Below are 26,637 nucleotides of genomic sequence, written 5' to 3' on the forward strand. Positions count from 1 at the left end.
GATCCATCTCAGGCACAATAACATACAGGCGGCTTCGCCGCACATAGCAATAACCTAAATCGGTTTCCGCCTATCCGGACAGGTGGTTTCCATTTTTCCGGACAGACGGCTTCGCCGCAGGTTCTTCCGCAATCACCCGTTTTTTGCTTCCAATGAAATTATTTCTGTGATAAAATATTGGTATCAAATAAAGGCGGTATATGATAATGAAGAATGATTCGTTAAAGTTGGATATGTTTTTCCCTGATGAGTTGCTGTCAACTACTTCTGTTAACCATGATGACAATTCTATTCATATTAAAATGCGATCCAAAACACATTCTTCCAAATGTCCAGAGTGTGGTCAGGAAACCCAAATTTATCATGGGACATATTTACGCAAGGTTCAAGATTTACCGATTCTTGGAAAAACTGCACGACTTCATATAACAGCTCATGAGTATGTTTGTAATAATGAATCCTGTTCAAAAGTTACATTTGTTGAAGATTTTGACGGGTTTCTCAGTTATTATGGACGCATGACAGAACGATGTGCTGATTTCATCTGCATGCTGGCCATGGAAGCCAGTTGCGAAGGATGTGCCCGTATCTGTCGAGCAATGAATCTTCAAATCAGTGGAGACAGCGTCATCCGCCTTTTAACCAAACGTTATCGTCTGCAGCCTGTCTCAGAATGTGGAAGTGTCATTGGTGTTGATGATTTTGCATTTAAAAAGCGACATACATATGGAACGATCATTGTAGATCAGGCTACCCATAGATCTGTTGCGATTCTTGACGGGCGTGATGGGATGAGTCTCAAGGAATGGCTTAAGAATAATCAGCATATTAAAACAGTTACACGAGACAGGGCAAATGCCTATTCATCTGCCATCCAGGAAATTTTGCCGGATGCTATGCAGATAGCGGATAGATTCCATCTGCATCAAAACCTTTTGGAAGCTATTAGGAACACAGTTAATTCTGTTATTCCTGTAGATGTCCGGATTCCTATAAATTATGGAAAAAAGGAAATGACCGCTGAGCTCGAAGAGACTTGTAAAAAAAATGCATTGCAATGTGGATAACCTTTTAGATTACAATGAAAAAAGTGTACAGTTATACAATGCGATCCACGAATACTCAGAAGCAGGGTACAGCAAATGTGAAATATCTAAAATGCTTCATTGTAGTAGGAATACAGTAGCGAAATATCTTGAAGGTAACTATGATTCTTTATGCTGCAAACACTTTTATAGCGGAATGGATCAATTTTATGATTATATCATCAAAGAACTATCATCTGGTGTGAGTAGAAAAGATGTTTTACGAAGTCTCATCCCAAAAGGTTACAAGGGAGGTCATACAGCTGCTTATGAGTACATGAATAAGATCATCGAACGTTTTCATATTGATATTGCGGTATATAAAAGTTCCTCATCCGATGCAATTCAGAAAAAGAAAAAGCTTCAGAAATATGATCACCTGTCAAGAAATGGTATTTTTCGTTTTCTTTGGATGAATCAAGAGATAACTGATAGCCATAAATCATATCTAGTGGAGACTTATCCGCAACTTAGAACTTTGATGTCATGTATTCGGGAATTTCGGGAAATTTTTCAACGAAAAAGCATGCCTTGCTTATATCTGTTTATTGAAAAATATAAAAACAGCGATCTTAAGGAGCTTTCCCGTTTTGCCTCCGGGCTGGAGAAAGATTTATCTGCCGTAGAAAATGCTGTAGCCAGCCCCTTATCGAATGGTTTTGTTGAGGGTACAAACAGCAAATTGAAAATGATAAAACGTACCATGTATGGTCGTTGTGGTAAGGAGCTATTGGCCGCAAAGCTTATATTGTCAAATGGATAAAACGGGTGATTGCGGAAGAACCTCGCCGCAACGGAATATTCATTTTCCATGTCATCCTTGTTTAGATGGCCAATATAGTTTTTTAACCTCGACTTGTCGATTGTTCTGATCTGTTCCAGCATAACAACAGATGGTTTCACCAAACCGCATCTGTCATTTAAGTGGTAATGCGTGGGGAACTTTCTGCTTTTTTTGCTTACACTGGTAATTGCTGCAATAATAATCGTAGGACTGAAACAATTTCCCACATTATTTTGAAGAATGAGTACAGGACGAGAGCCACTTTGTTCAGAGCCGATACCAGGGCTTAAATCAGCCGAATATATGTCACCTCGATGGAATTTTTCAAACATCACTCTCGCCTCCTTAATATCTTAATACTTAAATAGCCGCACCAGTCTGAAAGAAATCTTCGGATAAAAACCTGGTGCGGCTACTGTTACTCTGTTCGGATTACTCGTCATATTTGCCACGCCCCCTGACGATGGGAACACAACAGGTCTCCGCTGGCGCGGCTGTCATAACTCCGCAGCATCGTTCGTATCGTGTGCCGCAGGGTTCCCCCCAAGTCTTTGGCGGGCCGTGAGGAAGTATCTTTAAGCCCCCATGCAATCATCGCGCCGAATCTGCCACAATCCGTTTTATGAAATCGTAGATCGCTCCGAAGCAGTTCTTTCATCACCTCCCTGACTGCTCCATCTTCGCGGCGTTTCACATTCGCTCGTGCATGGGTTATGTACCTGTTGTGCTGTCTATTCGATTGTCAATGTACGAATGAAGGAGGAAAACTTGTCCTTCTTATTAACACTGACAAAAAAGGCAAAAAACAGGCGCATCAAATGAAATTTTATCAAAAATATTTCCCAAGCTGTTTTAAGCCACGTCGGATACTGTCGCGGACACGGCTTGGGTCTACACCTTCTACTTCGGCAATTTCATTTACCGTCATTCCCAGATAGTATCGGGCATAAATCCTCTTTGCCTGTTTCTCCGGCAGCCTCATCACAGCGGCATAGACCTGCTCCTGAAGCTGTTTTTCCTTCAGAAGCATTTCCGGCGTTTGCGGCTTCAACAGCACTGCATTTTCAATGCCATTCTCGCAATCCAGAGAATACTGGGCCTTGTAGCGATACATCTTTCGCTCATACGCAGCCTCCGCACGTTCAGCTGCTCGAATAGTTTCCATTACTTCCTCTGTCACATCTATAAAAAAGTCTGTTGGATAAACATCAGGATAAAGTTCCCGAAGGTTAATTTTCTTCATTATGTACCTCCATTTCGATTCACGGGTGATTGACGGGTGAATCAAATGGAGGCGGGGACCGACACCGGCAGACAACCGGATCATCTCCGAAAAAAAGGCAACAAAAAACGCCAGATTTCCGTAATGGAAAACTGGCGCACCAAGAACAGCCACGATTGTACTTAATTACACAGAACGATAATGCCGATGCAATGCAAAACTTACCCGAAGGAGGAACTATACTTTTTTTAGCTGGTGCAGGATATTAGAACTACGAAAAAGTAAAATGGACATGGCGGCATCCTCCTGTTACCGCCGTACCAGATTTCAATGTATAGAATCATTTTTGTGTCTTAAACGCAATGAAGCGGCGGTCTTGATTTCTCAAAACCGCCGCAGAACATGTGGAATAAGCGCACATAACCAACCTACCCGGCAACGGTTTTTTTCTTTCCCCGTCGGGGGTAGGCACATATACTATACTTAATTCTATTTTCTATTTCTCGACACTAATAACTCTCTGTGCCCACTCACGATAAAATGCTTCTTCATGTGATACGAGCAATACAGTACCCGCAAAATCCATAAGAGCTGATTTCAATGCTTCCTTTGCCTGAACATCCAGATGATTTGTGGGTTCGTCCATAATTAGAAAATTGCAGGGAATCAGTGTTAGCAAACACATTTTTACTTTCGCCTGCTCACCTCCACTTAATGTTCCAATCGCTTGCATTGCGTGCTTACTGGAAATTCCACACCGGGCTAAATGTTTGCGAACATCTTTTATGACCATATCAGGATGAACATTGGAAACAATTTGAATTGGTGTCTGTTCAGGTTCGTCCCATATTAAGTCCTGCTCAAAATATCCAAGGGTAACTTGATCGGAAAATTTGAAATGACCTTGCATGGACGGGATTTGTCCAATTAATGTCTTGAGCAAAGTAGATTTCCCAATTCCATTAAAGCCAGTGATAACAACTTTTTGTCCGCCTTTTATGCTAAAATCAATATCTGATAGAACTGGATAGTGATAACCAACTGCCAGATGTTTGACCAGCAGATGCTCCGTATTTGTCAGCGGTAAAACAGGAAAATGAAAATGAGGAATAATCTCCTTCTGTTCCAAAGCCTCCATTTTGTTCATTCGATCAAGCTGTTTTTGTCGCCCTCTCGCCATTTTTGCTTTTCGTCCAGCAATATTTTTCCTAATAAACTCCTCTGTTTTTTTGATCTCCTTTTGTTGCGCTGAGTATTGACGAATGTAATCTTCCCGCAACAGTGTCTTTTTTCGCAGAAATTCAGAATAAGTGCCATAATACTTTGTTATTGTGTCATTATCTATATCGCAGATACGATTTGCGATTTTATCCAAAAAGTCAAAATCATGGGAAACAACTAAAAAAGCATTTTCCAAAGAGGATAGGTATTCCGCCAGCCATGCAACATGATCTTTATCAAGAAAATTTGTCGGCTCATCTAATAGCAATACATCTGGTTTTTCAAGCAGTAGCTTTGCCAAAATCACTTTTGCTCGCTGGCCGCCACTCATTTCAATGATAGGGCGGTCAAGACCAATCGCAAGCAGCCCCAGCCCATTTGCAACGCGCTCGATCGCAGTATCAATGGAATAGAAGCCATGTGTTTCAAGCTGCTCTTGATAGTAGGCAGCAAGTTCCAGATTTTTCATATCTCCATCGGCGGCCTTTTCATATAGCTGCATAACTTGTGTTTCTATTTCAAACAGCTTTGCAAAGGCTGATTTCAAAAACTCTTTCATAGTAAGCGTATAGTCGATTTCTGCATACTGATCCAAGTAGCCAATCGTAATATTTGGCTGCCAGATAACCCGTCCGCTATCAGGTATGATCTGCTCTGTACAAATTTTAATCAGGGTACTTTTGCCGGTTCCGTTTTGTCCCACAATCCCGATATGTTCCCCTTTATTCAGTGTGAATCCTGCATTTTTGTAAAGCAAGTTTTCACCAAAAGAATGTGTTAATCCTGTAATTTCTAATAAACTCATTTTCAAAAACCCTTTCTTATGTATTCTGAAAAAAGAAAAAGGCAGAAAGCAAAGATACACAACGGTATCTGCCTTCTGCCTTTGACATAGTAACGCAAAAACAAAAGGCTATGGACAAAACATTGCCCATAGCCTCGTACACATTATAATTGCACGGAAAGCCAACACCCTAAAACGGGTACACTACTCCCTTGGCTTCCCGATGAAATCTAAATGCGCTTTTTATACGCTATACTCTGCACAATGTTTCATCGGAATGGATTGTACAGAGCTGATTTTCTTTTTACGCTGATCTGTTAAATGAAAGTTCATATCTTGCTCCCCTTTGGAGATATATTTTTATATAGAATAGCACAAACATTCTTCTTTGTCAATTTTATGAAATAATATATCATGTAATATCAAATCATATTACATTCTCATAATCCAACTCGAAATGTACAATGATATAGGGTGATATGAGAATGAACCAAGATGAAAGAAGGTTTGACTTTCATGGGCTCGGGCTCGCTTTGAAACAGGCCAGAGAGGAAAAGTGATTTTGGCAAAGCTACTGCTTGAAAAACCAGATGTATTGCTATTAGATGAGCCGACAAATTTTCTTGATAAAGATCATGTTTCTTCACTCAAAGATAGCTTTACAAAATACACCTCTAAGGCTACTACAATAGGTAGGGCGCAAGGTCTTATGCAGAAGCACTTTGAGACCTTGCGCCCTCTGTTATTCTACCCTAAAAATACTTTGCCAGCTGCTTCAGACCACGCCGGATACTGTCACGGATACGGCTTGGATCTACACCTTCTACTTCGGCAATTTCATTTACCGTCATTCCCAGATAGTATCGGGCATAGATCCGCTTGGCCTGCTTCTCCGGCAAAGCCATCACTGCGGCATAAAGCTTCTCCCGCAGCTGCTTTTCCTCCAGAAGCATTTCCGGTGTCTGGGGCTTCGTCAGAATCGCATTTTCAATGCCATTGTCACAGTCCAAGGAGTAATGCGCTTTATAGCGATACATCCTCCGGTCATAGGCAGCTTCTGCACGCTCGGCAGCTCGGATCGTCTCCAGCACATCTTCGGTTACTTCTACAAAGTGATCGTTTTTGTAAACATCGGGATATAAGTCCTTAAGATTGACTTTCTTCATTATGTACCTCCATTTCGATTCACGGGCGATTGACGAGTGAATCGAAAGGAGGAGGGGATCGACAACGACATACTTCGGGATCTTTCCCGAAAAATCGACAATAAAAAGCGCCAGCTCCCCGCAATGGGAAACTGGCGCAACAAAAATGACTATGATTCTTCTGCTTTAGTAGGAATGATAATGCCGATAAGTAGTCATATCTCCCCGGAGGAGGAGCAAGACTTTTTTTAATTGGTGCAGCTCATGAGTGCTATGAATGACGAAAATTGACATGGCGGTATCCTCCTATATACCGCCCTCCTGATCGCATGAGCATCGTCGAAAAAGAAACGGCGGCTCTGAAATATGTTATTTCAAAACCGCCGTAAGGCCACTGTATTTTGTTTTGGCGCATAAATATCCAGCCGCCGAAACAACGGTTTTTTTTATTCCCGTTGGGCGACTTTTTTCTTTTAGATTGTTTTGAGTTCCCGACTATAATAAGCTATACCTGCAATTACAATAAGGGCTATACCTGATCCAACCATAATCCACTGCAAGGGAAGAATATCAGCCAAAGGGCCAAACATAGCCATACCAATCGGTAAAAAGCCAGCATACATCGTGCCAAGTAATCCAAATACACGCCCCTGCATAGAGGTGTCCGTTTTTTCTTGTAACATAGTGGTAATTGCTGTTTGCACCATTGTTAATGCGACTCCATAACATACCATTAGGCCAAGGTAAAAAATAAAATTCTTTGAAAAGCCCATTCCGATTGCAAAAGAGCCAAACGCAAAAAGTCCAACTGCCAAAGTTTTTCCTCGGTGCTTAAAACCTCCCCATGTACTCATAATAACTCCGCCTGCCATCATACCTGCGAACCCTACTACTTCCACTGCGGTAAGATACCAGTAAGTATCACCGAATACTCGCCGAACAAGAAGTCCTGCAAGATAGCCTGCTGGAACACAAAAGAAAGTGAATAGTCCGTAGATGATTAAAAGCTTTCCAATTAGTTTGTCTGCAAAAGCGTATTTGACGCCAATTTTCATGTCAGAAAAGACGCTGGCCTTTTCAATGGAAATATTTTGTTTCGGAAGTGCCAAGCAGGACAATAGGCCCGTTCCCAAGATCGCCGTTACAATGTCTATCATAAGCGTCATTCTCAATGTGCTGATTGCAAAAACTGCACCTGCCGCCGCTGGAGCCGCAAAATTAACAATAGACTGCATTGTTGCATTGATGCCGTTGTACCGCATAAGCTGATCTTTCGGGACAAGCTGTGGGATAACGGCATTGACTGCTGGAGTTTGTATTCCTGCCCCCAAGGATCGTATGACCGACATAACAAGCAAACCGCCGAGCAAAGCAGGCTCCGATGAAATATGCGGAATTGCCAATACCATTACGAAAGTGACAAATGCAATCAGCAGATCTGCGCCTATAATCAATTTTTTCCTGTGGTATCGGTCTGCCCATACGCCGCCTATAAATGAAATGAGAAATTGCGGCAGATAGGAACAGACTGTAAATGCAGCCACCCACACGCCGCTGGATGTTTGCATGGTTGCATACCAAACGAGTGCCATTTGAACAAGCGTAGAGCCAAAGAGTGTGATACATTGACTGGTTAAGAAAAGGAGTATTCTTTTCTGCCAGCCGGTGCGTTGCGTGTCATCCATGTTGTATATCCTCCTGTTTTTTAGGAGGGAGCACAAAGCGCTGCGTGGGATAGCCAAACTCTGTCAGCAATTCTTTTTCGGCAAAACCAAGTTGCAATAGCATATCTCGATGCCCTGTATCGGCCTTGTCCTGTTCTCGAAAGGTTGTTGTGCTGATTTCCTGCCCTGGAAGATATGTTTCCAATAAGGCATCCAAGAATAACTTTTGAAGTCCGCGATTTCGATATTGCGGATGTACGCCAAGAAATTCTATACTGCCTGGAGAATAGGTAAATGCCATCGCTCCAATGAGAATATCTCCCTCCCTTAGCACAAGCGCACGCTTTTCGTCAATACTTTCTTCCAGCTTAGCTAAGTAGTCATCTTCATCCATTACAGGATACCCATCAATAACAAGCCGCATTAAGTTCATCCAATCGGCAATATCTTTCTTTTCTGCTAACCGAATATCCTGTATTGTAAATTCCATAGCCGTCGTTCTTCGATGTAAAATGAACCGCAACTGCAAAGGATAAAAGCTCCGTTCTTCACGATACTCCGCAGGCGGCGATTTATACATAGCCTTAAAAGCTAATGAAAACGATTGCTGGCTCTCGTATCCGCAGATAAAAGCAATTTCGATAATAGGTTTATCCGAAAAGACCAGAAGCTTTGCCGCCTCTGTAAGCTGGCGGCGTTGCACATAATCATGAATTGTCATTCCTACGGTTTCGGTAAATAGTCGGTGTAAGTGATATTTTGAATAGTGAACAGCCTCCGCAACCGTTTCTAATTCCAGCTTTCCGTCAAGATGACTTTCGATATAGTCAATGACTGCCTCTATGCTGATGACTGATTGATTGCCCATTTATGTTCCCTCCTTTCCATCAAGCATAATAACAAAATCAAAAAAGATTGTTTTAATAATTATTGCGAATTTTGAAAATCCTCTCTAAATTCAGATGGGTCATTTATTATACTGTAATTATACTTGAAAAACAAATATTAAAAATAGTCTTTGGCTCTCGTTCTACCAAAAATCAGTATAATCATTCCTATCAGCCGGCATAATAAGGTTATTCCTTTGTGCAAATCGGCACGATAGAATATACTTGAGGTGAATGATTATGCCGATTGATGATTTAACTGCTTTAGGGCTAAAAATGCGAGAAGCCCGAAAGAATAAAGAGCTAACACAACAGGAGCTATCTGATCTGAGCCATGTTTCTGTAAAGCAAATCGCCAATATCGAAAAGGGAAAAATGAATCCTTCCTATTTGATTTTAAGAGCATTGGCAAAGGTCCTGCACATCTCTTTAGATACACTTATAAATCCAGATGTTTCTCTGGAGGATGAGGGTGTCAATCAGATGAAAATGCTTTATTCCAGCTGTCCGCCAGAAATGCGTGACACCCTGTTGCATCACACCCAGGAAACGGTGAAAGAACTGACAGAGTTGTCCGAGAAATTTGAAACGAATTGAGCCAGTGAGTGAAATTTAACGATTCTCTCACTGGTTCTTTTCATTTTCGGAGAAAAGAGGCAAGCAATGCCTGTGTTAATACACACAGGCCCGCAGAGAAGAAAATCCCTTTGTGATTTTCCTCTCTGCTTGCTTGTTGAGGGCAGCGCCCCCAAGCCCCTTTGAACACAGAATTTCATTCTGTGGCTGCGCGTTCTGTGAACGCTTTTGACCAGAACCAGCTTACCGCTGGCCGTGGTCTTTTTCTTTTTCAACATCCTGTTCTACCTCCATTTTCAGCACTCGATCTACATTTGCCTTTGCCGTTAAAAGCTCCCGCATTTCCTCACGGGAACGCCGGTACTCGGCATAGGTCTTTTTCTTTTCTTCCAGCAATTTCGCGTACTCCGTCTGCAACTCTTTGACCTTGGGAAGCTTCTTGACTCCCATCTCATCAAAGGCATTCTTAGCAGCCTGGTGGAGCAGAATTTCTTCCTCATATTCCCCCCGGAATTTCTTAGAGTAACCCGCCTTGCGGTATGCCACATAGACCTCACGGGTCTTGGCATAATTTACGATGTGAGTACGCAGAACAGCGATCTCTGCCATGCGCTTTTCAGCCGCTTTGATCTGCGCCGAAAGTTCATTGTGATGTGCCGTGGCAGCCGTAGCCTTTTCTTCCAAAACCGCATACTCCAGCAGGTTATGCTCTGACAGGTAATTCATGGTCTGCGCCATTTGCTTCAGATTGAAAACTTTGGCCCATCGAGCATAGCCAGCACCCTTTCCGGCCTGCAATTTTGCCTGAATGTCCACCAGTAGATTGACCTTCGGCGGCTCCGGCTGCACGACGTTTTTTTTACGGGGCGTATGCTGTTTTTCTCCGGCCAGCACCGCACGAATTTCCGCTTCACTGTACCCGGCCCCCAGCTTGTCATCCATGCGGGCTACATTCTTCCAGCCGGGTGCTTTGAGCCGGATCACTTTCCCGCGCCGGAATACCTCGCAGCCCATTTCGGAAAGCAGTTTCAGCAGCGCATCAAAGTCCGCTGGATTCTGCTCCAGCGCACGGTCAATCATTACTCGCAGCAGCTCTCGGTGAGAGGGCTTTGCCTGATCGCCCAGCCATTTGTTATAGCTCTTTCCGTGAAGTTTCGTATTCTCTACAATGGACAGTCCATTCTCAATACAGATGGTGTCACTTAGCCGACGAACCGCCTTGGTGCTGCCCCAAAAATTGCGGAACTTCCGGTCATATTCTAAGCTGACCGATGACCAGATAATGTGATTATGAACGTGGGCTTTGTCTATATGAGTGCAGACCACAAAGGCATGATTGCCTTTAGTAAAACGCTTTGCAAATTCTACGCCCAGCCGGTTTGCTTCTTCCGGGGTAATCTCACCAGGGCGGAAGGACTGGCGCACATGATAGGCAATCACATCATCTGCGCCACGCACTCGTCCAGTAGCGGCAATGTACTGCCGCTTTGCCAGAAGGAACTCCGCATCCGCAGTCCGGCTGTCACACGCATAGCCGGTAATGAGCTTGCCGTTATCTGTTTTCTGTGGATTTGCTACATAGTCGATGATGTCACTGATTGCCCGACTTTCTGTGCGACCCTTGCCAACATGAAGCGGCATGATTCTTGTAGTTGCCATAATAGAAGGCCCTCCTCTCATAAATATTTTTTCGCTGAACTCTTTGCTTCTATCGTTGCAATAGCTTTCTCCGCTGGGTATAATAAAAAAGAACATTCTACAACCTCAAGGGAGGGATTTTATGATAGAACAGCTCATTGCCGAAGCAACGGAATGTGATTTCAAAGTTGCTCTCGAAACAAAAAAGCCAAAAAGCTGGTTAAAAAGTGTCAGTGCCTTTTCCAATGGGATCGGCGGCACTCTGTTTTTCGGAGTCTCTGATGACCGGGAGCCTATCGGCTTGTCCGATGTTCAAAAGGATGCTGAAGCGATCAGCCGCTTAATCAAAGAACGTATCACACCATTACCGCAGTTTATCTTAAAGCCATTGCAGGAAGATGGTAAAAACCTGTTGGCTCTGGAGGTTTCTCCTGGCCGCAGCACCCCATACTATTACAAGGCAGACGGCGTGATGGAGGCATACATCCGTGTTGGAAATGAAAGCGTAATTGCACCGGATTACATTGTGAATGAACTGATCTTAAAGGGAACCAATCAGTCCTTTGACACCTTAACAACAGAAGCTGTGAAAAAGGATTACAGCTTCACACTCCTGGAGGCAACCTATCTGGAACGAACCGGCCTCCGCTTCGAGCCATCCGATTATGTCTCCTTCGGTTTGGCTGACAAAAATGGGTTCTTGACCAATGCCGGAAAGCTCATGACCGATCAGCACACAGTTTATAACTCCCGTATGTTCTGTACCCGGTGGAATGGCTTGGAAAAAGGCTCTATCTTTGATGATGCGCTGGACGATAAGGAATACGAGGGGAATTTGATTTATTTACTGAAAAGCGGCAGTGAATTTATTCGCAATAATTCCAAAGTCCGTTTTGTCAAAGAAGCTCAGTATCGGGTAGACAAGCCGGATTATGCTGAACGAGCTGTAACAGAGGCTCTTGTCAACGCTCTCATCCATCGTGATTATATTGTGCTTGGCAGCGAAGTCCACATTGATATGTTTGATGATCGGGTGGAAATCACATCTCCGGGCGGTATGTTTGGCGGCGGCTCAATTCAGGAATACGATATTTACAGTATTCGTTCGATGCGACGAAACCCTGTGATCGCTGACCTGTTCCACCGCATGAAGTACATGGAACGCCGTGGAAGTGGTCTGCGCAAAATCGTCAGTGAAACTGAAAAGCTGCCTGGATACACAGAGGCATATAAGCCCGAATTTTCCTCAACAGCGACAGATTTCAGAGTCATCTTGAAAAATGTAAATTACCATCATGGTCCTTCTATCATAGAAACGACCCATGATAAGACCTATGACGCAACCCATGATGCAACCCATGATAAAATCCTTGCATTTTGCATAGAACCACATTCAAAATTAGAAATCGCAGAACACTGTGGATACAAAAACACAAAAAACTTTACACAAAAATATCTGCGTCCGCTATTGAACAATGGAACACTCAAAATGACACTTCCCGATAAACCGAAAAGTAAACATCAAAAATATATTACAGTTCGTTCCGAATAAACAGAGAAGCAGGGCAGTGGGTCTCATCTCCCATTGTCCTGCTTCTTTTCATTCCAAATTATATTCACATCATTTACCCATACACCCAATCCTGGATCGCAAATTTCAAACTCTGCACCTTGCTCAGCAGCCAGATCGCAGCCAGCGGCAGCCCCATCGGGCTAATCAAAAATGCCATAACCAGCAAAATCACACCATTCTGCGAGGAATAGGTAATCAGCACAGCCACGCCAAGCAGAGCAATTACCGTGCTTAGTAGACCAAGCACCAGACCGGATATGTAGATCAGCCCCGTGCAGAGCCAGACAAAAAGCGTCAACACCAAAATGACCGGTGCAGTTACGATCATCAGCAGACATTTCAAAATCTTCATTTCTGTTCCTCCTTCCAACGCTCCAGATACTGTTTGCATAGGGCATCCGCTTCTCTCTCATCATCTTCCGTCACTTCCCGTTTTCCTTTGGTCAGTTCAATCTCCAGATAAGTCCTGTAATCATCAGCTAAGAGATCGAACAGTTCCTTGGGAGTATGGCACACCTCGCCAGAGCAATAGTGAAAATCTTGGTCAAATTCAACTCTTACACATCCATGGCGGCTGATATAAACTTCTATGGTCTCGTCTGCGGTTAGGTAATCCGCAAAAATCTCCAGCACCTTTTCAAAGGTCAGCATCTGTTTTCACTCCTTTGCTACGCTTCTTATTCTACTCATATTATCCGGTACGGACAGGCAAAAGACAAGGATACAGACAAAAAGAAAAAGCGGAGGAAGGTGCGGCGAAGAAACGCCGTTCCTCCCTCCGCAAATGGAGTATCTACCCCTGTTATGAAAGTTTGGAGAGTTGGGTAAGGATTTCCTTCACACCCTCCCACAGTTGTTCCTGCCGCTGGGATATATCCTCCAAGTCAGCATTATAAACCCGCCCGGTCTCATGCACTTTGCGGGTCAGCTGGTTCAAGTTGTTGCTGCTTCGGCGCATCAGGGAGACCAGCTCCTTCAGCTCTGGCAGTTCCAGCTTGACCACATAACCATCCAGCGCCATTTTCCGCAGATAAGCGCTCAAATTCTCTGTCCCGTATTGCTGCATCTTTTGATGGATCAGTTCCAGTTCTTCTGCGGACACCCAAAACAAAACCGGCACATCCCGCTTGCGCTTTGCCATGGTTATCGCTCCGGCTCCCGTTTTTTCGGGGTGGCAGGCTTGCGGGCAGGCGGTTCCTGCTTGAGCTTTTGCAGGACAGAGCTTTTCTGCTGTTCTTGAGCGACTTTTCGGAACTGTCTGGTGAACAGGTCGGTCAAACCGGGATTGACCTGATCTACCACCAGATAGGCACAGTGGCGGGAAGCGCCGCTGTCCTCCAGCGTAGGAATGCTTTTTGCCCATGCTTTATTGTCCTGAGAGATACGCCCGTCATGGTTCTTGTGCTGGATGGTGTTGGCAAGAATGAACTGTACCCGTTCCGCCCCGAACTTTTCCAGCACATCTTTGACCGCAGCCTCCGTATCCAGCCGATTCTCTGCATAGTGGGCGCTGATGGTCTGCTCAATGGCTTCTTTGCAGGCGCTGTTCGCCTGATATGAGAGGTTGTACTGTGCCATTTCCCCATGCTCGGACGCATAGGCAGCAGAATATGGATAGACCGGTGCTGTTCGCAGTTCCTCTTTGGCTCTGCACACATCGTCGGCACGGCTTTCAATGCTGTCCCGGATCACACCCATATAGCCGGTCTCCAGCTTTTCAAAATAGCGGTACACATCCGTCAATGGAGAGGGAGATTCCAAAAGTGCCTGAGCCTGGGTGTCGGTCAACTCCAGTTCCTCCATTGCCATCACGATGTCCTCGCGGATGGTGTACTCATAGACATGGTTTAAGACTTCTTCCGGGGGCTGGCTTTTCAGCCAGTCCCGGAACTTGTCCTGTTCGGCAGCCATCTTTTCATAAAGAGCTGTATTCAGATCGTTAGTATTCATGTTATCGCACCTCCTCATGCTGTTTTGGTTTCTTGTCTGTACTGCGGGGTTGCACCGGGCGTTTTAGGTTATCCAGCACCGAAGGCCGTGTGCTTTTGGCAACAACAGACTCGGTGTGTGCCTGCCCCTTTCCGTCGATGTTGAGCAGGGTATCCAGCTCCACCAGACGGGCGTTTTTGCTTCTCAGTTCTTCTTCATAAAGGAATGGCTTTCCGACTTCCTCCTTTGCGGCAGCCTGCTGCTGATAGAGGTTATCCAGCTGGGCCTTTGCCGCCTCCAGACGCTGGGGCATCTGGGCGAGGGCATTGTCGATACGGGTAAGATTTCCGCGAGGGTCTGTACCAAGGGTTGCCCGGTGGGTCATCTGTCCTTTCAGCAGGAGCGTATGCTCCTGTTTCCAAGCGGAAAATTCCACGGACATGGCATAACCCCGGTAGCTGCCGATCTGCACCGGATCGGAGGTTTTGACCTCCTTGCAGGCATCCAAAAGGGCTGCACCGGCGTTCTCCTTATCGGTCAGCAGGTCTCCACGAATCTCCATACCAGCAAAACCGTCCTCCGGGTGCGGGTGAGCTGTCAAGACCTCCAGATCGGATTCAAAGCCCTTGATAAAACCTTTGTGCTTTTCAATCTCCTCCGGGAAGTATTTGAGCAGCTGGTCCTCCAGACGATATTGCTTGCTCTGGTGGTCGGCTTTCATCAGCTTCAGGCGGGATACCTCCACATCCAAATCCATACGCTCCTTGATGCGGGGATCTCCGGCACACAGAGCCTTGATCTCGGCAAAACTGAGGGCTGTTTCATCCACATCATCGCAGGAACGCACCGGCGATTTAGAAGTCATGATCTGACTGATGAATTTCTGCTTGTTCTCCACTGTCTGCCAGAGGTATGCGTCAAAGGTTCCCTCGGTCACATAGCGGTACACATGAACAAGGGGGTTCTGGTTGCCCTGACGCTCGATACGCCCCTTTCTCTGGGCAAGGTCAGTCGGTCATTTTTTGCGGACAGTTCATACATGCTATCCTTTTCTGTTCTCTGCTCCTGCGTTTGCTCTCGTTTGATTTCTCCCTCCGTATCTTCTTGGCACAAGCAGGACAATACCTTGATGCACCAGAGCCCGGGACATATTCAACGCCGCACACCGTACAATTTTTAGCGGGCATTGCTGCCCACCGTTTTGTAGGTATGATATGTAATTCATCGACAAAGCCGATGAATTTATAGTAAATCTTGATTTCCTGCTTCACTGTTCCGTCTGCCATCTTCTCACGCTCCGAAACAAGTATCTTGTCTATGAGTGCGTTTATAACTGTTGCATCCAGTTCTTTTAAGCCTTGATAATTTCGGATAAGGGCGAGGAAGTCACGGATTCCCCGTGATTTCTCGTAGCTTTCATTAAGAGTTTCCGTCACCTCTTTCAGCCTTGCTTCAATTTCAAGCTGCTCTTTCTGGTATTTCCCCGACATCATCTCAAAATTCCGCTCGGTAATACGCTCCATGACCTTATCCTCGTAGAGAGAGGAAAACAGCCTGTCCAGTTCCGCAAGGCGTTTGTTCAGCTTCTTACGTTCTTTCTCTAATGCTTTCGCCCTGCTCTGGTCTGTTTCCGTGAGCCGCTTTTCTATGGCCCTGACCGCCTTTTCATCATTCACTGCCATATCCGCAAAACAGTTGATGTCGGCAAGAACGGCATTGAATAAATCCCTTGCTTCTATATTGTGGGCACTACACTCGCTTCTTCCGTTTCTTGCATAATTATTACATGAATACTGTACACAGTCGATAATCTCTGGGCGTTTCCTCCTGTGTACGTTCATTGCCCGCAGAGCACATCCGCAGTCCACACACTTGATAACGCCTGCAAAAATATTTACAAATCCTCCCTTGTTCTGTGGAAGCCTACGACTTGTAATAAGCTGTTGGACAATATCAAATTCCTCCTGCGTGACTATTCCCTCATGGGTATTGGGTATCACTTCCCATTCTTCGGGCAGCTTAGAGGGGCGTTTCTTGCTTTTCATATTGGCGGCAATCCGTTTGTAGCCTACAAGATTTCCCGCATATATCGGGCTTCTTAAAATGCTCCTCACGCTGTTCCCACTCCAAATATAGCGTTTGTCCTCGTTCCCCTCAAAATGACGTTCAAAGCCTGTTTCGCCACGCTCCGCCGCATAAGCGGCAGGGCGTAGGATATGCTGTTTATTAAGATGTCTGCAAATTTTGGCAACTCCATTCCCTTTTAATGCAAGGTCGAATATCTCTTTTACAACATGTGCCACTTTATCATCTATCAGCAGATGGTTGTGGTCGGCAGGGTCTTTGATATAGCCATAAGGGGCGGTAGTTCCCATGAATTTCCCCTGTTGAAACCTCGCCCGATATGCCGATTTTATCTTAACAGATATGTCAGCGGCATACATTTCGTTTAAAATGTTGCGGAAAGGCGTGATGTCCATAGCAGATTTATTCAAGGTATCTACGCCGTCATTGACCGCTATATACCTCACGTTATGCTCTGGGAAGAAAACTTCCAGATATAACCCACAATCAAGATAGTTTCTCCCCAGACGGGATAAATCTTTCGTAATCACGCAGTTTATCAGACCGCTTTCAATGTCTTTTATCATATTCTGGAAACTTGGTCTTTGGAAATTTGTACCAGAATAACCATCGTCCACATACGTTTTTGCTATGTGCCATCCCTGCTTTTTCACATAATCCGTGAGGATGGATTTCTGTGTCGCAATGCTCGCACTCTCGTTATCCGTACCATCGTCTTTAGATAAGCGGCAATAAATGCCGACTAAATAGATTTTCTTTTCTTCTTTGATTCCTGCCATACTGTAAAACCTCCGTATCTGTCCTATCTGTTTTCATGTCCCATTGCGTACATTCTAAGCGGACAGCCCCTCATTGTCGAAGGTGTCGCCCTCGGCAATCTTCTTCCGAATATCCTCGGAGATAATCGGGACAAACGCTTCTGTAACGGTCTGTGTGCCGACATATTCACGGCTGATTATCATCTGCACTGGTGCTTTTGGCACGATACGCTTTCTCTTTTTATCTGCTTTCTTATCCTCGCCCATACTTAAATCTTCCTTTCCAGACAGGGCAGGGAAGAGTTTGGAAATGTCCCCGCCCTGCCAATCAGATACCATTAATCCTCGCTGTTTAATTCTTTCTGTAATGCTTTAAGGAGTGCCGCCGCTTCATCAGCGTTCAGCGTGATTCCCTTGCCGCACTTTTCACGGTTCGGGGAAAAGCTGCGGATGTCATACTTCGGCTCTTTCCCATTCCATGAAATGAGATTGATTTCCTTTGTGTAGCCACTGTCGCCCGTAGACAATACTGCGATTTCCTTTACGATTTCATACTGGATTTCTCTCATTCTCCATACCTCAACTCTCTGTATTTACTTCCCGAAAAAAGAAGATTAGCGGCTGTCACGGTTGCGTTTCCTCTGCAACTCACGCTCCAAAAGTTTGATGATGGTTTCCTCCATCTGCTTCGGCGTTGTGTTCTTCGGAAAGTATTTTTTCAGCTTGCTTGTGTTGATTTTCAAGGTTTCTTTCTGGTTGCCCTTTTCCTCCGTCATAATCGCAAATATCGTATCCATGTCAAGCCGCCCGCTCTGGCTTAACTGTTTCATCCGCTGTGCCTGTGAGAGTGAGGGCGTTGCTTCTTCGCTCTCCATCGTGGCAAAGAGGTTTTCCTGCTCGTCTTTCTTCAAGAAGGACAGTTCCACCGCAGGCGTGAGGGCGATTTTCCCCTCGTCCACCATCTGCAAAATCGGCGGTATCAGTTCCGTCAGGCGGATAAAACGCTGCACGGTCATCCTGCCCACGCCGAAGCCCTGTGCCACCTTGTCGTCCGTCCGCAACTTCGTCACAACTTGTGACGAGGTTAAGTCTGTGCGGAAACCCTGCCGCTTCATGGCTTCGGATTTCATCTTGTAAGCAAACGCCCGCTCCGATGGCAGGATATTCTCACGCTGCAAATTGCTGTCTACAAGGGTGATGATGGCTCGGTCACGGTCTAAGGGCAGGACAAACGCAGGCACGGTATTTATCCCTGCAAGTTCAGAAGCACGGACACGCCGCTGTCCTGCAATCACTTCATAACCGTCCCCGTCCTCTTTCGGGCGTGTGATTATCGGCGTGACAATGCCAAATTCCTTGATGCTTTCCGCTAACTCTGACAGTGTTTCATCTTCTGCCACATGAAACGGATTGTCGGGGAACGGGTACAAGTCTTTGGTCTTTAACACCTTAAAATCCTGTTTCTTCATTCACATATCTACCTTTCTTTCGCTCTGCTTCTATGATTTTTCTGCAATTCTTCCAACACTTCGGGCGGTATTTTTGACAGCAGCCGCCCCATCTGCTCGTTGGTTCTCTGCAATTCAAATATCTTCTGATTCGCTTTCTGCACCTTTAGTTCCTGCTCGTACTTTTCATCACGCATACGCCCCGCATAGTCTGATTCCTGCCCAATTCTCTCTTTCAAACTGTCGATATACGCCTGCTGTTTCCCGATTTCCTTAGAGAATTTCTCCACGTCTGGCAGCCATGCAGAGAGTAAATCTAACGCTTTATCCCTTTTCTTCCCTGCGTTAAAGGCGTTGATGTCGGATAGGGCAGACACGATTTCTTCATACTGTTTATCAAGCCTGCCGCCTAATTTATAGAGCCATGTGGGGACGTGTTTCCGCTTGGTTTCCATTGAGGACTGCCCCCGTTCAAGCTGATTCCACCGTGAGGACATCCGCTCATGGTAGGCGGTCTGCCACTCGGATAATGATTTCTGGTTGCCTAAGATAGCTTTCGCTGACAGCTTATTGTCTGGCGTAATCGGCACAAAGCAGAGGTGCATATGGGGCGTTCTCTCGTCCATATGGACGACAGCGGAGAGGATATTCTGCTTTCCAACACGCTCCGAAATGAAGTCAAGAGCCGTCTGGAAATACGCTTTTTGTTCTTCGGGCGGTAACTGGTTCATAAATTCTGGTGAAGCTGTGATGAGCGTTTCCACCATCATCACGCTGTCTTTCCTTGTCCTGCACCCCGCTTCGGCTACCATGCGGTTAATCTCTTTCTTGTAGGTGTACTTTGGTGGTGCTATGAGATGGTAATTGTTTTTAGAGCGTTCCATATCTATATCTGGGTTGCTTTTGTAGGCTTCTTTCTTCCGCTCGTTGTGGCGTTCACAAGCCGCAACGCCGCCCGCTTTTCGTTTCTGGAAACGCAGGATTGCATAAGGCATAGGCGGATTCCTCCTTTCTTTCGGCGGGTGACCGTCCTTTGGGGTGACAGCGGTGACGGTGGTGACAGCAGTTTTGGGATACCCCCTGCCGACTGCCGCAACTGTCACCCTCACCCCCTGCATGACGGTCATGTCGATGATGACGGTGTTTTTGGGATACCCCCCTCGCAAGAGCCGTCACCGTCATGCCGCCATTCTTTTATCCGAAGCCGTAAGGCGTAGGATAGCAGGGCACAGCCCTGCCTTAAGGGAGTCCAGAGGGAACGTCTGGCACACGACTTTGCAGGGCAAAGTGTAGTGTGTTACACCCTGTAAACGCAGTCGGAAAAATCGGAATGATTTTTCTGACCGCAGGGGTGGTTTTACACGACCGAAAAGGGCGAGTAAATCTCACGCCTGCATTTTGCGTTTACGGGGTGTTCTCCCGTAGGGATGACAGCGGCAGGGTATCCTAAAATCACTGTCACCACCGTCACTGCTGTCACCCGCAGGGCAGAGCCGCCAGCTTTACATGGCTTTAAGCGTCAATGACAGTAACAGGGGGGTATCCTAATATCGCTGTCACCACCATCACCGCTGTCACCCGCCCTCCTTGCAAGGGCAATCCGCCTGCCGTCTTTCCTGCGGCTGTACTGGTAGCAGATACGGTTCTCGCTTAAAAATGTGGTGCGGTATTCATTCAGCCATTTCGTAATCACCGTGGGTATGGTTTCCGTTTCCCCCATAGCGGCTAACAGTTCCGTTGCCGTGCCTATCCATTCTTCCTTATCCCTCATAAAATCCACCAACCGAAAAAGGACATCTGGTATCGTTTCTTTCGCAAGCTGCTCCTGCGTTTTCCGCTCCACAAGCTCCCAACGGCAATCACGGAAACGCAGCGTGTATTCCTGATAAGGCGTGTCCCTGCCCGTCACATACAGCTTGGCGGTGTCAGACGCACGTTTCTCCTTTTCCAGAACAAAGGTAGCGTCCGCACTCCCCGTTAATCCTGTCGTCCCAGACACCTTGTTGAACACGTCGCTGTCATTCTGCTTTCGGATGTGGTGTACGACAATGACCGCCAGAGAGTGCCTGTCGGCAAAGTCTTTGATGAGGGAGATGTCCCCATAGTCGCTTGCATAGGCATTGTCTTTTGAAGCTGTACGGACTTTCTGCAAGGTATCAATGACAATGAGCCTGCTGTCTGGGTAATCTTTCAGATAATCTTCAAGCTGCACGATAAGACCGTCTGACAGCTTGCAGCTTGCCACGGCAAAGTGGAGCCGCCCGCTTGCTTCGTCCGTCAAACGAAATAACCTGTCCTGTATGCGGCAGAACGTGTCCTCAAGGCAGAGGTAAAGCACATCGCCCTCCATTGTCGGCATATCCCATAAAGGGATTCCCTGCGACACGCATAAGCATAGCTTCAGCATGAGCCAGCTTTTGCCTATCTTCTGTGAGCCGCAGAACAGCGATAAGCCTGTCGGGATAAGGCTGTCCACCACAAAGGATGGTTTCTCAAGCGGTTCATAAAGGAGCGTTTCGGCGTTGACTGTCTGTAACTTCTGCATGGCTTTCCTCCTTTCGGGCGGTGTCTTTGTTTTCGTTGCACATAGGCGTTGACCTCCTTAAAAATAGATTTACTCCCACGGAAAAAAGTGAGAGTATGTAATGCCGCCAATCCCACACAAATAAAAAACAGATTTCTTTTTCGGGCGGTGTCGGTCACGGTTGGAGATATTTCTTCAATTTCCGCCTTTACTTTCTCCTTTGCAATCGCAACAGATTTCTGTATTGCCGAAGCGGTGCAATGCTCCATAGCGGCGATTTGGTAAAAATTGAACTCATACTCGTAGTAGAGCAGGAAACGCCGCCTTTGTATCTCTGGAAGGCTCCCAACCGCCTTATAGAGCGTTTCATTCCGTTCTTCCTCAACCATGCGTTCATCAAGGCTCTTAGGCACACGCAACGCCCGTCTGTAAAGGGTTTCGTCCCATACCTCGTTAAACTCCCTGTGCCGCTCGTCCCATTAGAAAAGATTCCTGTTCCTGCGCTCCATCTGCCGAAACTCCATAAAGAACTGTTCCGACACTTCCAACTCGTGGGATTTGCCCTGCCCGTCCTTAAAGCTGATAAAATACCTTGTGCCGCTTTCCGTGGATTCCTCCCGAAGCGTGTATGCCTTAACCCTGTATGCCATCCTGTTGTCCTCCTGCAAAAAATGAGTGAGGGGATTTCCATCCCTCACCCAGTAGCCCGCAGGATGGCAGGCTGTTTTAGAAGCTATAAAATTTTCCGCAGCTTCTTCCGCAGATGGTCTAACCTCGCATAGATGGCACCAGTCGTCAAATGCACAAGCGGGGCAATCTCCTTTGTGGAATACCCCTGCATTTTCAGCAGGACGATTTTCAAGGTACGCCCGTCCACCGTGACTAATACTTGATAGAGATTTTCGCTCTCAATCTCTTCCAGTAACTCCGCAACCGTACCCACTTCCGCCTGCCGCTCCCTGCCTGCCATGTCCTCAAGATATTCCGCAACGTCATTCGTCCATCGGTAAAACCGCCTGTTGGAATTGAAGTCTGCCCTGTCCGCCATGCGTATCTGCTCAATGGTCGCTTCATCAACGCCGCACTCACGCAGCAGCTTTTCCTCCGCTTCTTTCCAGATACGCCATTTCCTGTCCTCCCGTCCGTGGTTGTATGCCATTCTTACTTCCTCCAATCAGAATTGATTGAGAGGGCAGAGAAAAGCCCCCTCATCTTCCCAAAGGAAAAAACAAGGGGGCTGAACGCCTTAAATTTTAATTTTCTATTATCTTTCTTAGTTTTATTAGGATTCTGGCTTTGCGTTTGTTTACAACGCTCTGGGTTATGCCCAACCTCGCCCCGACTTCACGCTCGGAAAGTCCGTCAAAAAAGATTGCCTGTATCAGCTCCTGTTCACTATCCGACAGCAAAGGCAGGGCGGCTTTCAGCCTGTCCACCATGACCGCATTGACAACGGTTTCTGCAATGTCCACCGCTTCATCAGTGATAAAGTCCAGAGGATTCCCCTCGCTGTCCGTAAATCCGTCGAGAGATAGCAGTCTATTCTTTGTATCTAATTTTTGCAGATAACGCCACCGTTCCTTGTCACGGTAGAAGTCTGTGTATTGCTCCCTCACGACTTCAAGCAGACAGCCTTGAATGGGGATAAACAGCTTGTCCATATAGGTCTGGTCGGATTCCCTGCAACGGCAGAACTCCGTGTAGGATAATTCCACATAGCCGCCACTTTCTCTGATATATACCTTTCTTGGTGCATATTTCACCATAAATACCTCCCATCTGAATTTTTGAAATGTAAAAAATCCAGATGGAGAGGCGGAGAACGACACCGCATATCAGAAACAGCCCTACGGCACTTTCCAACAAAAATCGACAAAAGAAAAACCGCAAAGGCTCTGTGACCTTTACGGTTATAGGAAATAGTAATTCTATTGTATGGAGATTGTACTTCTACTTTCAAGGTGAGAAGTACCGTTGCACTGGCAGAAATTTTTTTAACTGGTTTCCTGCCGTTCTCTGATATGCTATGTATTGATAAATTTTGCTTCGTATGAGCAGATAGATAACTGCCCGAAAAAAGGACATAAAAAAATCCCTCCAAATTTAAAAACAAATTCAGAGGGTAATTTAGGGTATAACAAAATAACCCACCCGAATATCGTTTTTTTTATTTGGTGAGTTTGTTCTTTCAAATACGAAACAAAAAGAGCCGATGATTCGTGAATTGTTCCACAATTTCATCGGCTCTGCGTCTTAAGCGTCTGGCTCTTTGATGACAGTTATCTTCAAGTTGTCAACTTTAATCAATCTTTCTTGTCTGCATTTTGGACAATAAAGGGGATAATTCTCCAAAACAGTGTCCTTCCTAATTTTATTACGGGTTTTGCTCCCACAAACAGGACACAATATCCATTCGCATTTCATCATAATTAGTCTCTAATCCTTTCAAATCTCATTTTATATGACTTTTGCAAGCTGTTAAGCTAACTTGTGGAACATATGCCGAACCTTATCTATACGGCTATTCGGGCGGCGGGGTTGGCAAATAAATTTACCAATAGCTGGCTGGTATCCTTTTAACTCTGTCAAGCAGACTCCCTGCCCATTTGTGAAATAAGTTAAATCGTTCCTGTATTCTTGAATACATCTAGCAGGGATTTCTCCTTTCAGAATGACCTCGTCATTCTTTATCTGAGTACTTACAATATCTGCACAATACCTTGGAGCATCATGATACGCCCGTGAGAGATATTCCTGCGGTGCATAAATTTCAAAGTGGAGATATGGCTCTAATAGTTCTGTCCCTGCTTTTTTTAAAGCCTGCTCCAATACGATAGGGGAAAGCAGCCGAAAGTCTGCGGGGGTACTTACAGGACTATAATACAATCCATATTCAAAACAGATTTTACAGTCTGTCACTTTCCATCCATACAGCCCCTGCTCGCAGCCATAAAGAACCCCCTCCATAACCGCATTTTGGAACGATTGATTTAAATATCCAAGTGAAACTCTGCTTTCATACTGCACTCCGCTTCCAATAGGGAGCGGCTCTATGGACAACCCGACAGAAGCCCAGAAAGGATTTGGCGGGACTTCTATGTGGATGGTATATTCTGCTTTTCTAAGCGGTCTTTCCATATATATAACAGTAGGCTCTTTTATTTCTGCCTCCACATGATATTTTTCCTCAAGGATGGCACAAATGACTTCCATCTGCACATTCCCCAAAAAAGAAAGTATAATCTCATGCGTTGTAGTATCCACATAATATTTTAAAAGAGGGTCGCCATCTGAAATTTCTGTAAGTGCCCCAAGCAATATTTCCCGCTGTTCAGATTTCTTTACTGCAATCGTTGTTTGGAGCATAGGGAGAGGATTTTCAATAAATTTTCTCTGCGGCAACAGTATTTCGTTCCCCAAAATACTGTTTAGCTGCAAAACATCATTTGGTAAAATTACAATATCACCAGAGCAGGCTGTATCGGATGAATATAATTCACCGTTTGTCGGAACACACATCTCTGTGATTTTTATTTTCTCTTTTTCAGATATTCTAATAACATCCCTCAAATGCAATGTTCCGCTATATATACGCACATAAACAAAACGCCGCCTTTTCTCTGAATATTCAATCTTAAAAACCTGCCCGCATAGTTCAGATTGACCTTCAGGCGTTGATGAATAAAATTTACTGGCAATTACTTCTATAAGCTGCCGAATCCCCAGATTGTTTTTAGCGCTTCCGTGATAAACGGGAAATAACGTTCCGTTTTGGAATCTCCTGTTTTCTTCCTGTTCCAGTTCTGACATTTTAAACGGTTTCCCTGACATATATTTCTCTAATAGTTCATCGTTTCCCATAATTACCGCATCCCACTGTTCCATATCGTCATTGTCCGTTACATTTATATGGGGATGCTGCCCAACCTTTTGCTTCACTATAATTTCCGAAGAAAGCTTTGCTTTCATTTCCCGATATACCATTGGCAAATCAATCCCCTCTTGGTCAATTTTATTGATGAAAAAAATTGTCGGAATCTTCATTATCTGTAGTGCATGAAACAGTATACGGGTCTGTGCCTGTATGCCATCCTTTGCAGAAACTAATAATACTGCTCCGTCTAATACGGATAAAGAACGGTATACTTCCGCCAAAAAATCCATATGGCCTGGCGTATCTATAATGTTGACTTTTACATCCTCCCACTGAAAAGATGTCACTGCTGTCTGGATAGTGATTCCCCTTTGACGCTCCAAATTCATTGTATCTGTCCTTGTTGTGCCTTCATCTACGCTCCCTAGTTCTGCAATTGCACCACTGGTATACAATAAACTTTCCGTTAATGTTGTCTTTCCTGCGTCAACGTGAGCCAGAATGCCTAAGTTAATTATTTTCATGTGATTTTCCTCCTATCAACACCCAAAAAAGGGCATAAAAATACCCAGTGATAAATACTCCTATCACTGGGTAAATAACTCCAATAGCCCCAAAACACTTATATGTTTTCGGGCATATAAAATTACATGATAAAAGTATTCTTAAACTGGGTACAAAAAACTAAGCCCCATATTAAAAGTGAAACGGGACTGCTACTTTTTGTTCCCACTATCAAATTGACAGTTTATTTAAGAATACCTTGCCGCATATTTATTAACTCCTTGTATAATACTGAATCTAATTATATTCCTTAACCCTTTATTTGTCAAGCTGACAAACTAAAGCAGAAAAAGCGGCAGGATTTCCCCCTGCCACTAATCATCTGTTTATGCAAAAATAATTTCCTTTTCCACAATCTCCCTCGCACAAGCCCTTATGTTATTGAGGCATCCTGTCCATTCTAAGGCGTTTTCTGCCTTTAGCTGTTCCGTTATGCCCTGTGCCTGTTTCATACCCTCTATGAGCCTTTCAAAGCGTTCCTGTGCCTGTCTGTTGATGTCGGCAAGGTAGGCGTTTAGCCTGCCGCTTGTAAGAAGATTGGTGTATGTAACTTTACGGTACTGTTTTAGATAATCTAAATGCCGTTGCCCCCAGATGCCTATTGCCTGTTCTTCTTCGGCGGGTACAGTTAAGCACGGTATCAAATAATCCCCTTGCCTTTCGTATTTGCCGCCCAGTTCCTCAAATAATGATTTTGCCATTGTCTGTTACCTCCACATTCTTTTTTATTTTGAATGTCCGCAAAATCCGTCCTACATCTCCGGGTCTCCACGGACAATCCAGATCATGAAGTGCCACCAGACGGTCCTGCACATTGGTGCCTGCGCCCATCTTGGCGGTGCTGCCCAAAAGGACACGAACCTGACCGGTACGGAC

General features: G+C 45.2%; 26 protein-coding genes and 5 pseudogenes. 6 read left to right on the plus strand and 25 right to left on the minus strand.

Features of this window, described 5'->3' with window-relative positions; translation table 11 throughout:
- Window positions 1-206: 206 nt before the first annotated feature.
- Both ABCW45_RS16500 and ABCW45_RS16505 read left to right on the plus strand, forming a co-directional pair.
- Window positions 207-1,067, plus strand: coding sequence for a transposase (locus ABCW45_RS16500; protein ID WP_117484760.1), 861 nt, complete (start codon window positions 207-209; stop codon window positions 1,065-1,067).
- Window positions 1,048-1,848 carry a transposase gene (locus tag ABCW45_RS16505; protein WP_343221204.1) on the plus strand — a complete coding sequence of 267 codons (801 nt, stop codon included), beginning with the start codon at window positions 1,048-1,050 and terminating at the stop codon, window positions 1,846-1,848. Before ABCW45_RS16500 ends, ABCW45_RS16505 begins: the two co-directional genes overlap by 20 nt.
- A 44-nt stretch (window positions 1,849-1,892) precedes the next feature.
- Here the strand turns inward: ABCW45_RS16505 and ABCW45_RS16510 are convergent.
- The 3 genes and pseudogenes from ABCW45_RS16510 to ABCW45_RS16520 form a co-directional block, all read right to left on the minus strand.
- A pseudogene (locus ABCW45_RS16510) lies at window positions 1,893-2,201 on the minus strand (type II toxin-antitoxin system PemK/MazF family toxin); the annotation flags it as partial.
- Between the two features lie 497 nt (window positions 2,202-2,698).
- Entirely contained in the window at window positions 2,699-3,112 is a 414-nt protein-coding gene (locus ABCW45_RS16515) for a sigma-70 family RNA polymerase sigma factor (RefSeq protein ID WP_343221205.1), read from the minus strand.
- A gap of 475 nt (window positions 3,113-3,587) precedes the next feature.
- Complete coding sequence (locus ABCW45_RS16520; protein ID WP_343221206.1) at window positions 3,588-5,117, minus strand: ABC-F family ATP-binding cassette domain-containing protein; 1,530 nt, start codon at window positions 5,115-5,117, stop codon at window positions 3,588-3,590.
- Between the two features lie 520 nt (window positions 5,118-5,637).
- On the opposite strand from ABCW45_RS16520, the pseudogene ABCW45_RS16530 reads away from it, so the two are divergent.
- A pseudogene (locus ABCW45_RS16530) lies at window positions 5,638-5,766 on the plus strand (ATP-binding cassette domain-containing protein); the annotation flags it as partial.
- An 82-nt stretch (window positions 5,767-5,848) separates the two neighbouring features.
- Here the strand turns inward: ABCW45_RS16530 and ABCW45_RS16535 are convergent.
- Window positions 5,849-6,262, minus strand: a complete 414-nt coding sequence (locus tag ABCW45_RS16535) for a sigma-70 family RNA polymerase sigma factor (protein ID WP_025580923.1) — start codon at window positions 6,260-6,262, stop codon at window positions 5,849-5,851.
- A 36-nt stretch (window positions 6,263-6,298) separates the two neighbouring features.
- Between ABCW45_RS16535 and ABCW45_RS16540 the strand changes: the two genes are divergently transcribed.
- On the plus strand, window positions 6,299-6,493 hold the full coding sequence (locus ABCW45_RS16540; RefSeq protein ID WP_118741315.1) for a hypothetical protein: 195 nt from the start codon (window positions 6,299-6,301) through the stop codon (window positions 6,491-6,493).
- A gap of 221 nt (window positions 6,494-6,714) precedes the next feature.
- Here the strand turns inward: ABCW45_RS16540 and ABCW45_RS16545 are convergent, their stop codons facing one another.
- Both ABCW45_RS16545 and ABCW45_RS16550 read right to left on the minus strand, forming a co-directional pair.
- Entirely contained in the window at window positions 6,715-7,926 is a 1,212-nt protein-coding gene (locus ABCW45_RS16545) for an MFS transporter (RefSeq protein WP_343221207.1), read from the minus strand.
- On the minus strand, window positions 7,919-8,773 hold the full coding sequence (locus ABCW45_RS16550; protein ID WP_173700590.1) for a GNAT family N-acetyltransferase: 855 nt from the start codon (window positions 8,771-8,773) through the stop codon (window positions 7,919-7,921). The genes ABCW45_RS16545 and ABCW45_RS16550 overlap by 8 nt, the downstream gene beginning before the upstream one ends.
- A 259-nt stretch (window positions 8,774-9,032) precedes the next feature.
- Between ABCW45_RS16550 and ABCW45_RS16555 the strand changes: the two genes are divergently transcribed.
- On the plus strand, window positions 9,033-9,389 hold the full coding sequence (locus ABCW45_RS16555; RefSeq protein WP_118741317.1) for a helix-turn-helix domain-containing protein: 357 nt from the start codon (window positions 9,033-9,035) through the stop codon (window positions 9,387-9,389).
- 222 nt (window positions 9,390-9,611) lie between these two features.
- Here the strand turns inward: ABCW45_RS16555 and ABCW45_RS16560 are convergent, their stop codons facing one another.
- Entirely contained in the window at window positions 9,612-11,027 is a 1,416-nt protein-coding gene (locus tag ABCW45_RS16560) for a relaxase/mobilization nuclease domain-containing protein (RefSeq protein WP_343221208.1), read from the minus strand.
- A gap of 121 nt (window positions 11,028-11,148) precedes the next feature.
- Between ABCW45_RS16560 and ABCW45_RS16565 the strand changes: the two genes are divergently transcribed.
- Entirely contained in the window at window positions 11,149-12,558 is a 1,410-nt protein-coding gene (locus ABCW45_RS16565; protein ID WP_097772890.1) for an ATP-binding protein, read from the plus strand.
- Between the two features lie 73 nt (window positions 12,559-12,631).
- On the opposite strand, the gene ABCW45_RS16570 is transcribed toward ABCW45_RS16565, so the two are convergent.
- The 18 genes and pseudogenes from ABCW45_RS16570 to ABCW45_RS16655 all read right to left on the minus strand — a co-directional run.
- Window positions 12,632-12,931, minus strand: a complete 300-nt coding sequence (locus ABCW45_RS16570; protein ID WP_118097216.1) for a CD1845 family protein — start codon at window positions 12,929-12,931, stop codon at window positions 12,632-12,634.
- Window positions 12,928-13,230 (minus strand): hypothetical protein, encoded by a 303-nt coding sequence (locus tag ABCW45_RS16575; RefSeq protein WP_015529855.1) that lies wholly within the window; start codon window positions 13,228-13,230, stop codon window positions 12,928-12,930. The genes ABCW45_RS16570 and ABCW45_RS16575 overlap by 4 nt, the downstream gene beginning before the upstream one ends.
- A gap of 151 nt (window positions 13,231-13,381) precedes the next feature.
- A complete protein-coding gene (locus ABCW45_RS16580) occupies window positions 13,382-13,726 on the minus strand; it encodes a plasmid mobilization protein (RefSeq protein WP_425518628.1) in 345 nt (114 codons plus the stop codon).
- Window positions 13,723-14,529, minus strand: coding sequence for a DUF3848 domain-containing protein (locus ABCW45_RS16585; protein ID WP_343221209.1), 807 nt, complete (start codon window positions 14,527-14,529; stop codon window positions 13,723-13,725). Before ABCW45_RS16585 ends, ABCW45_RS16580 begins: the two co-directional genes overlap by 4 nt.
- 1 nt (window position 14,530) lies before the next feature.
- A pseudogene (locus ABCW45_RS16590) lies at window positions 14,531-15,523 on the minus strand (SNF2-related protein); the annotation flags it as partial.
- Window positions 15,516-17,372 (minus strand): recombinase family protein, encoded by a 1,857-nt coding sequence (locus tag ABCW45_RS16595; RefSeq protein ID WP_001820670.1) that lies wholly within the window; start codon window positions 17,370-17,372, stop codon window positions 15,516-15,518. The pseudogene ABCW45_RS16590 and the gene ABCW45_RS16595, both read right to left, overlap by 8 nt.
- Before the next feature lie 54 nt (window positions 17,373-17,426).
- Window positions 17,427-17,618: a hypothetical protein gene (locus ABCW45_RS16600; RefSeq protein ID WP_001820669.1), complete on the minus strand. Its 192-nt coding sequence runs from the start codon at window positions 17,616-17,618 to the stop codon at window positions 17,427-17,429.
- A gap of 71 nt (window positions 17,619-17,689) precedes the next feature.
- Complete coding sequence (locus ABCW45_RS16605) at window positions 17,690-17,920, minus strand: YdbC family protein (protein ID WP_001206986.1); 231 nt, start codon at window positions 17,918-17,920, stop codon at window positions 17,690-17,692.
- Between the two features lie 45 nt (window positions 17,921-17,965).
- Window positions 17,966-18,820 (minus strand): ParB/RepB/Spo0J family partition protein, encoded by an 855-nt coding sequence (locus ABCW45_RS16610; RefSeq protein ID WP_000743700.1) that lies wholly within the window; start codon window positions 18,818-18,820, stop codon window positions 17,966-17,968.
- Between the two features lie 8 nt (window positions 18,821-18,828).
- Window positions 18,829-19,794, minus strand: coding sequence for a MobV family relaxase (gene mobV / locus ABCW45_RS16615; protein WP_001820668.1), 966 nt, complete (start codon window positions 19,792-19,794; stop codon window positions 18,829-18,831).
- Between the two features lie 524 nt (window positions 19,795-20,318).
- Window positions 20,319-21,344 carry an AAA family ATPase gene (locus tag ABCW45_RS16620; RefSeq protein ID WP_001170964.1) on the minus strand — a complete coding sequence of 342 codons (1,026 nt, stop codon included), beginning with the start codon at window positions 21,342-21,344 and terminating at the stop codon, window positions 20,319-20,321.
- 458 nt (window positions 21,345-21,802) lie between these two features.
- Window positions 21,803-21,973 (minus strand): hypothetical protein, encoded by a 171-nt coding sequence (locus ABCW45_RS17970; RefSeq protein ID WP_000331638.1) that lies wholly within the window; start codon window positions 21,971-21,973, stop codon window positions 21,803-21,805.
- 83 nt (window positions 21,974-22,056) lie between these two features.
- Window positions 22,057-22,482, minus strand: a complete 426-nt coding sequence (locus ABCW45_RS16630; RefSeq protein ID WP_000323895.1) for an RNA polymerase sigma factor — start codon at window positions 22,480-22,482, stop codon at window positions 22,057-22,059.
- Between the two features lie 94 nt (window positions 22,483-22,576).
- Entirely contained in the window at window positions 22,577-23,089 is a 513-nt protein-coding gene (locus ABCW45_RS16635; RefSeq protein ID WP_000241709.1) for a sigma-70 family RNA polymerase sigma factor, read from the minus strand.
- 471 nt (window positions 23,090-23,560) lie between these two features.
- Window positions 23,561-23,750: pseudogene (locus ABCW45_RS16640) on the minus strand (cysteine-rich KTR domain-containing protein).
- Between the two features lie 51 nt (window positions 23,751-23,801).
- Window positions 23,802-25,721, minus strand: a complete 1,920-nt coding sequence (tet(O), locus tag ABCW45_RS16645; protein WP_000691758.1) for a tetracycline resistance ribosomal protection protein Tet(O) — start codon at window positions 25,719-25,721, stop codon at window positions 23,802-23,804.
- A 366-nt stretch (window positions 25,722-26,087) separates the two neighbouring features.
- Window positions 26,088-26,462 carry a TnpV protein gene (locus ABCW45_RS16650; protein ID WP_001129922.1) on the minus strand — a complete coding sequence of 125 codons (375 nt, stop codon included), beginning with the start codon at window positions 26,460-26,462 and terminating at the stop codon, window positions 26,088-26,090.
- Window positions 26,443-26,637: pseudogene (locus ABCW45_RS16655) on the minus strand (hypothetical protein); the annotation flags it as partial. The gene ABCW45_RS16650 and the pseudogene ABCW45_RS16655, both read right to left, overlap by 20 nt.

The organism is Pilosibacter fragilis (assembly GCF_032490495.1).
GTDB classification, from domain to species: domain Bacteria; phylum Bacillota; class Clostridia; order Lachnospirales; family Lachnospiraceae; genus Pilosibacter; species Pilosibacter fragilis.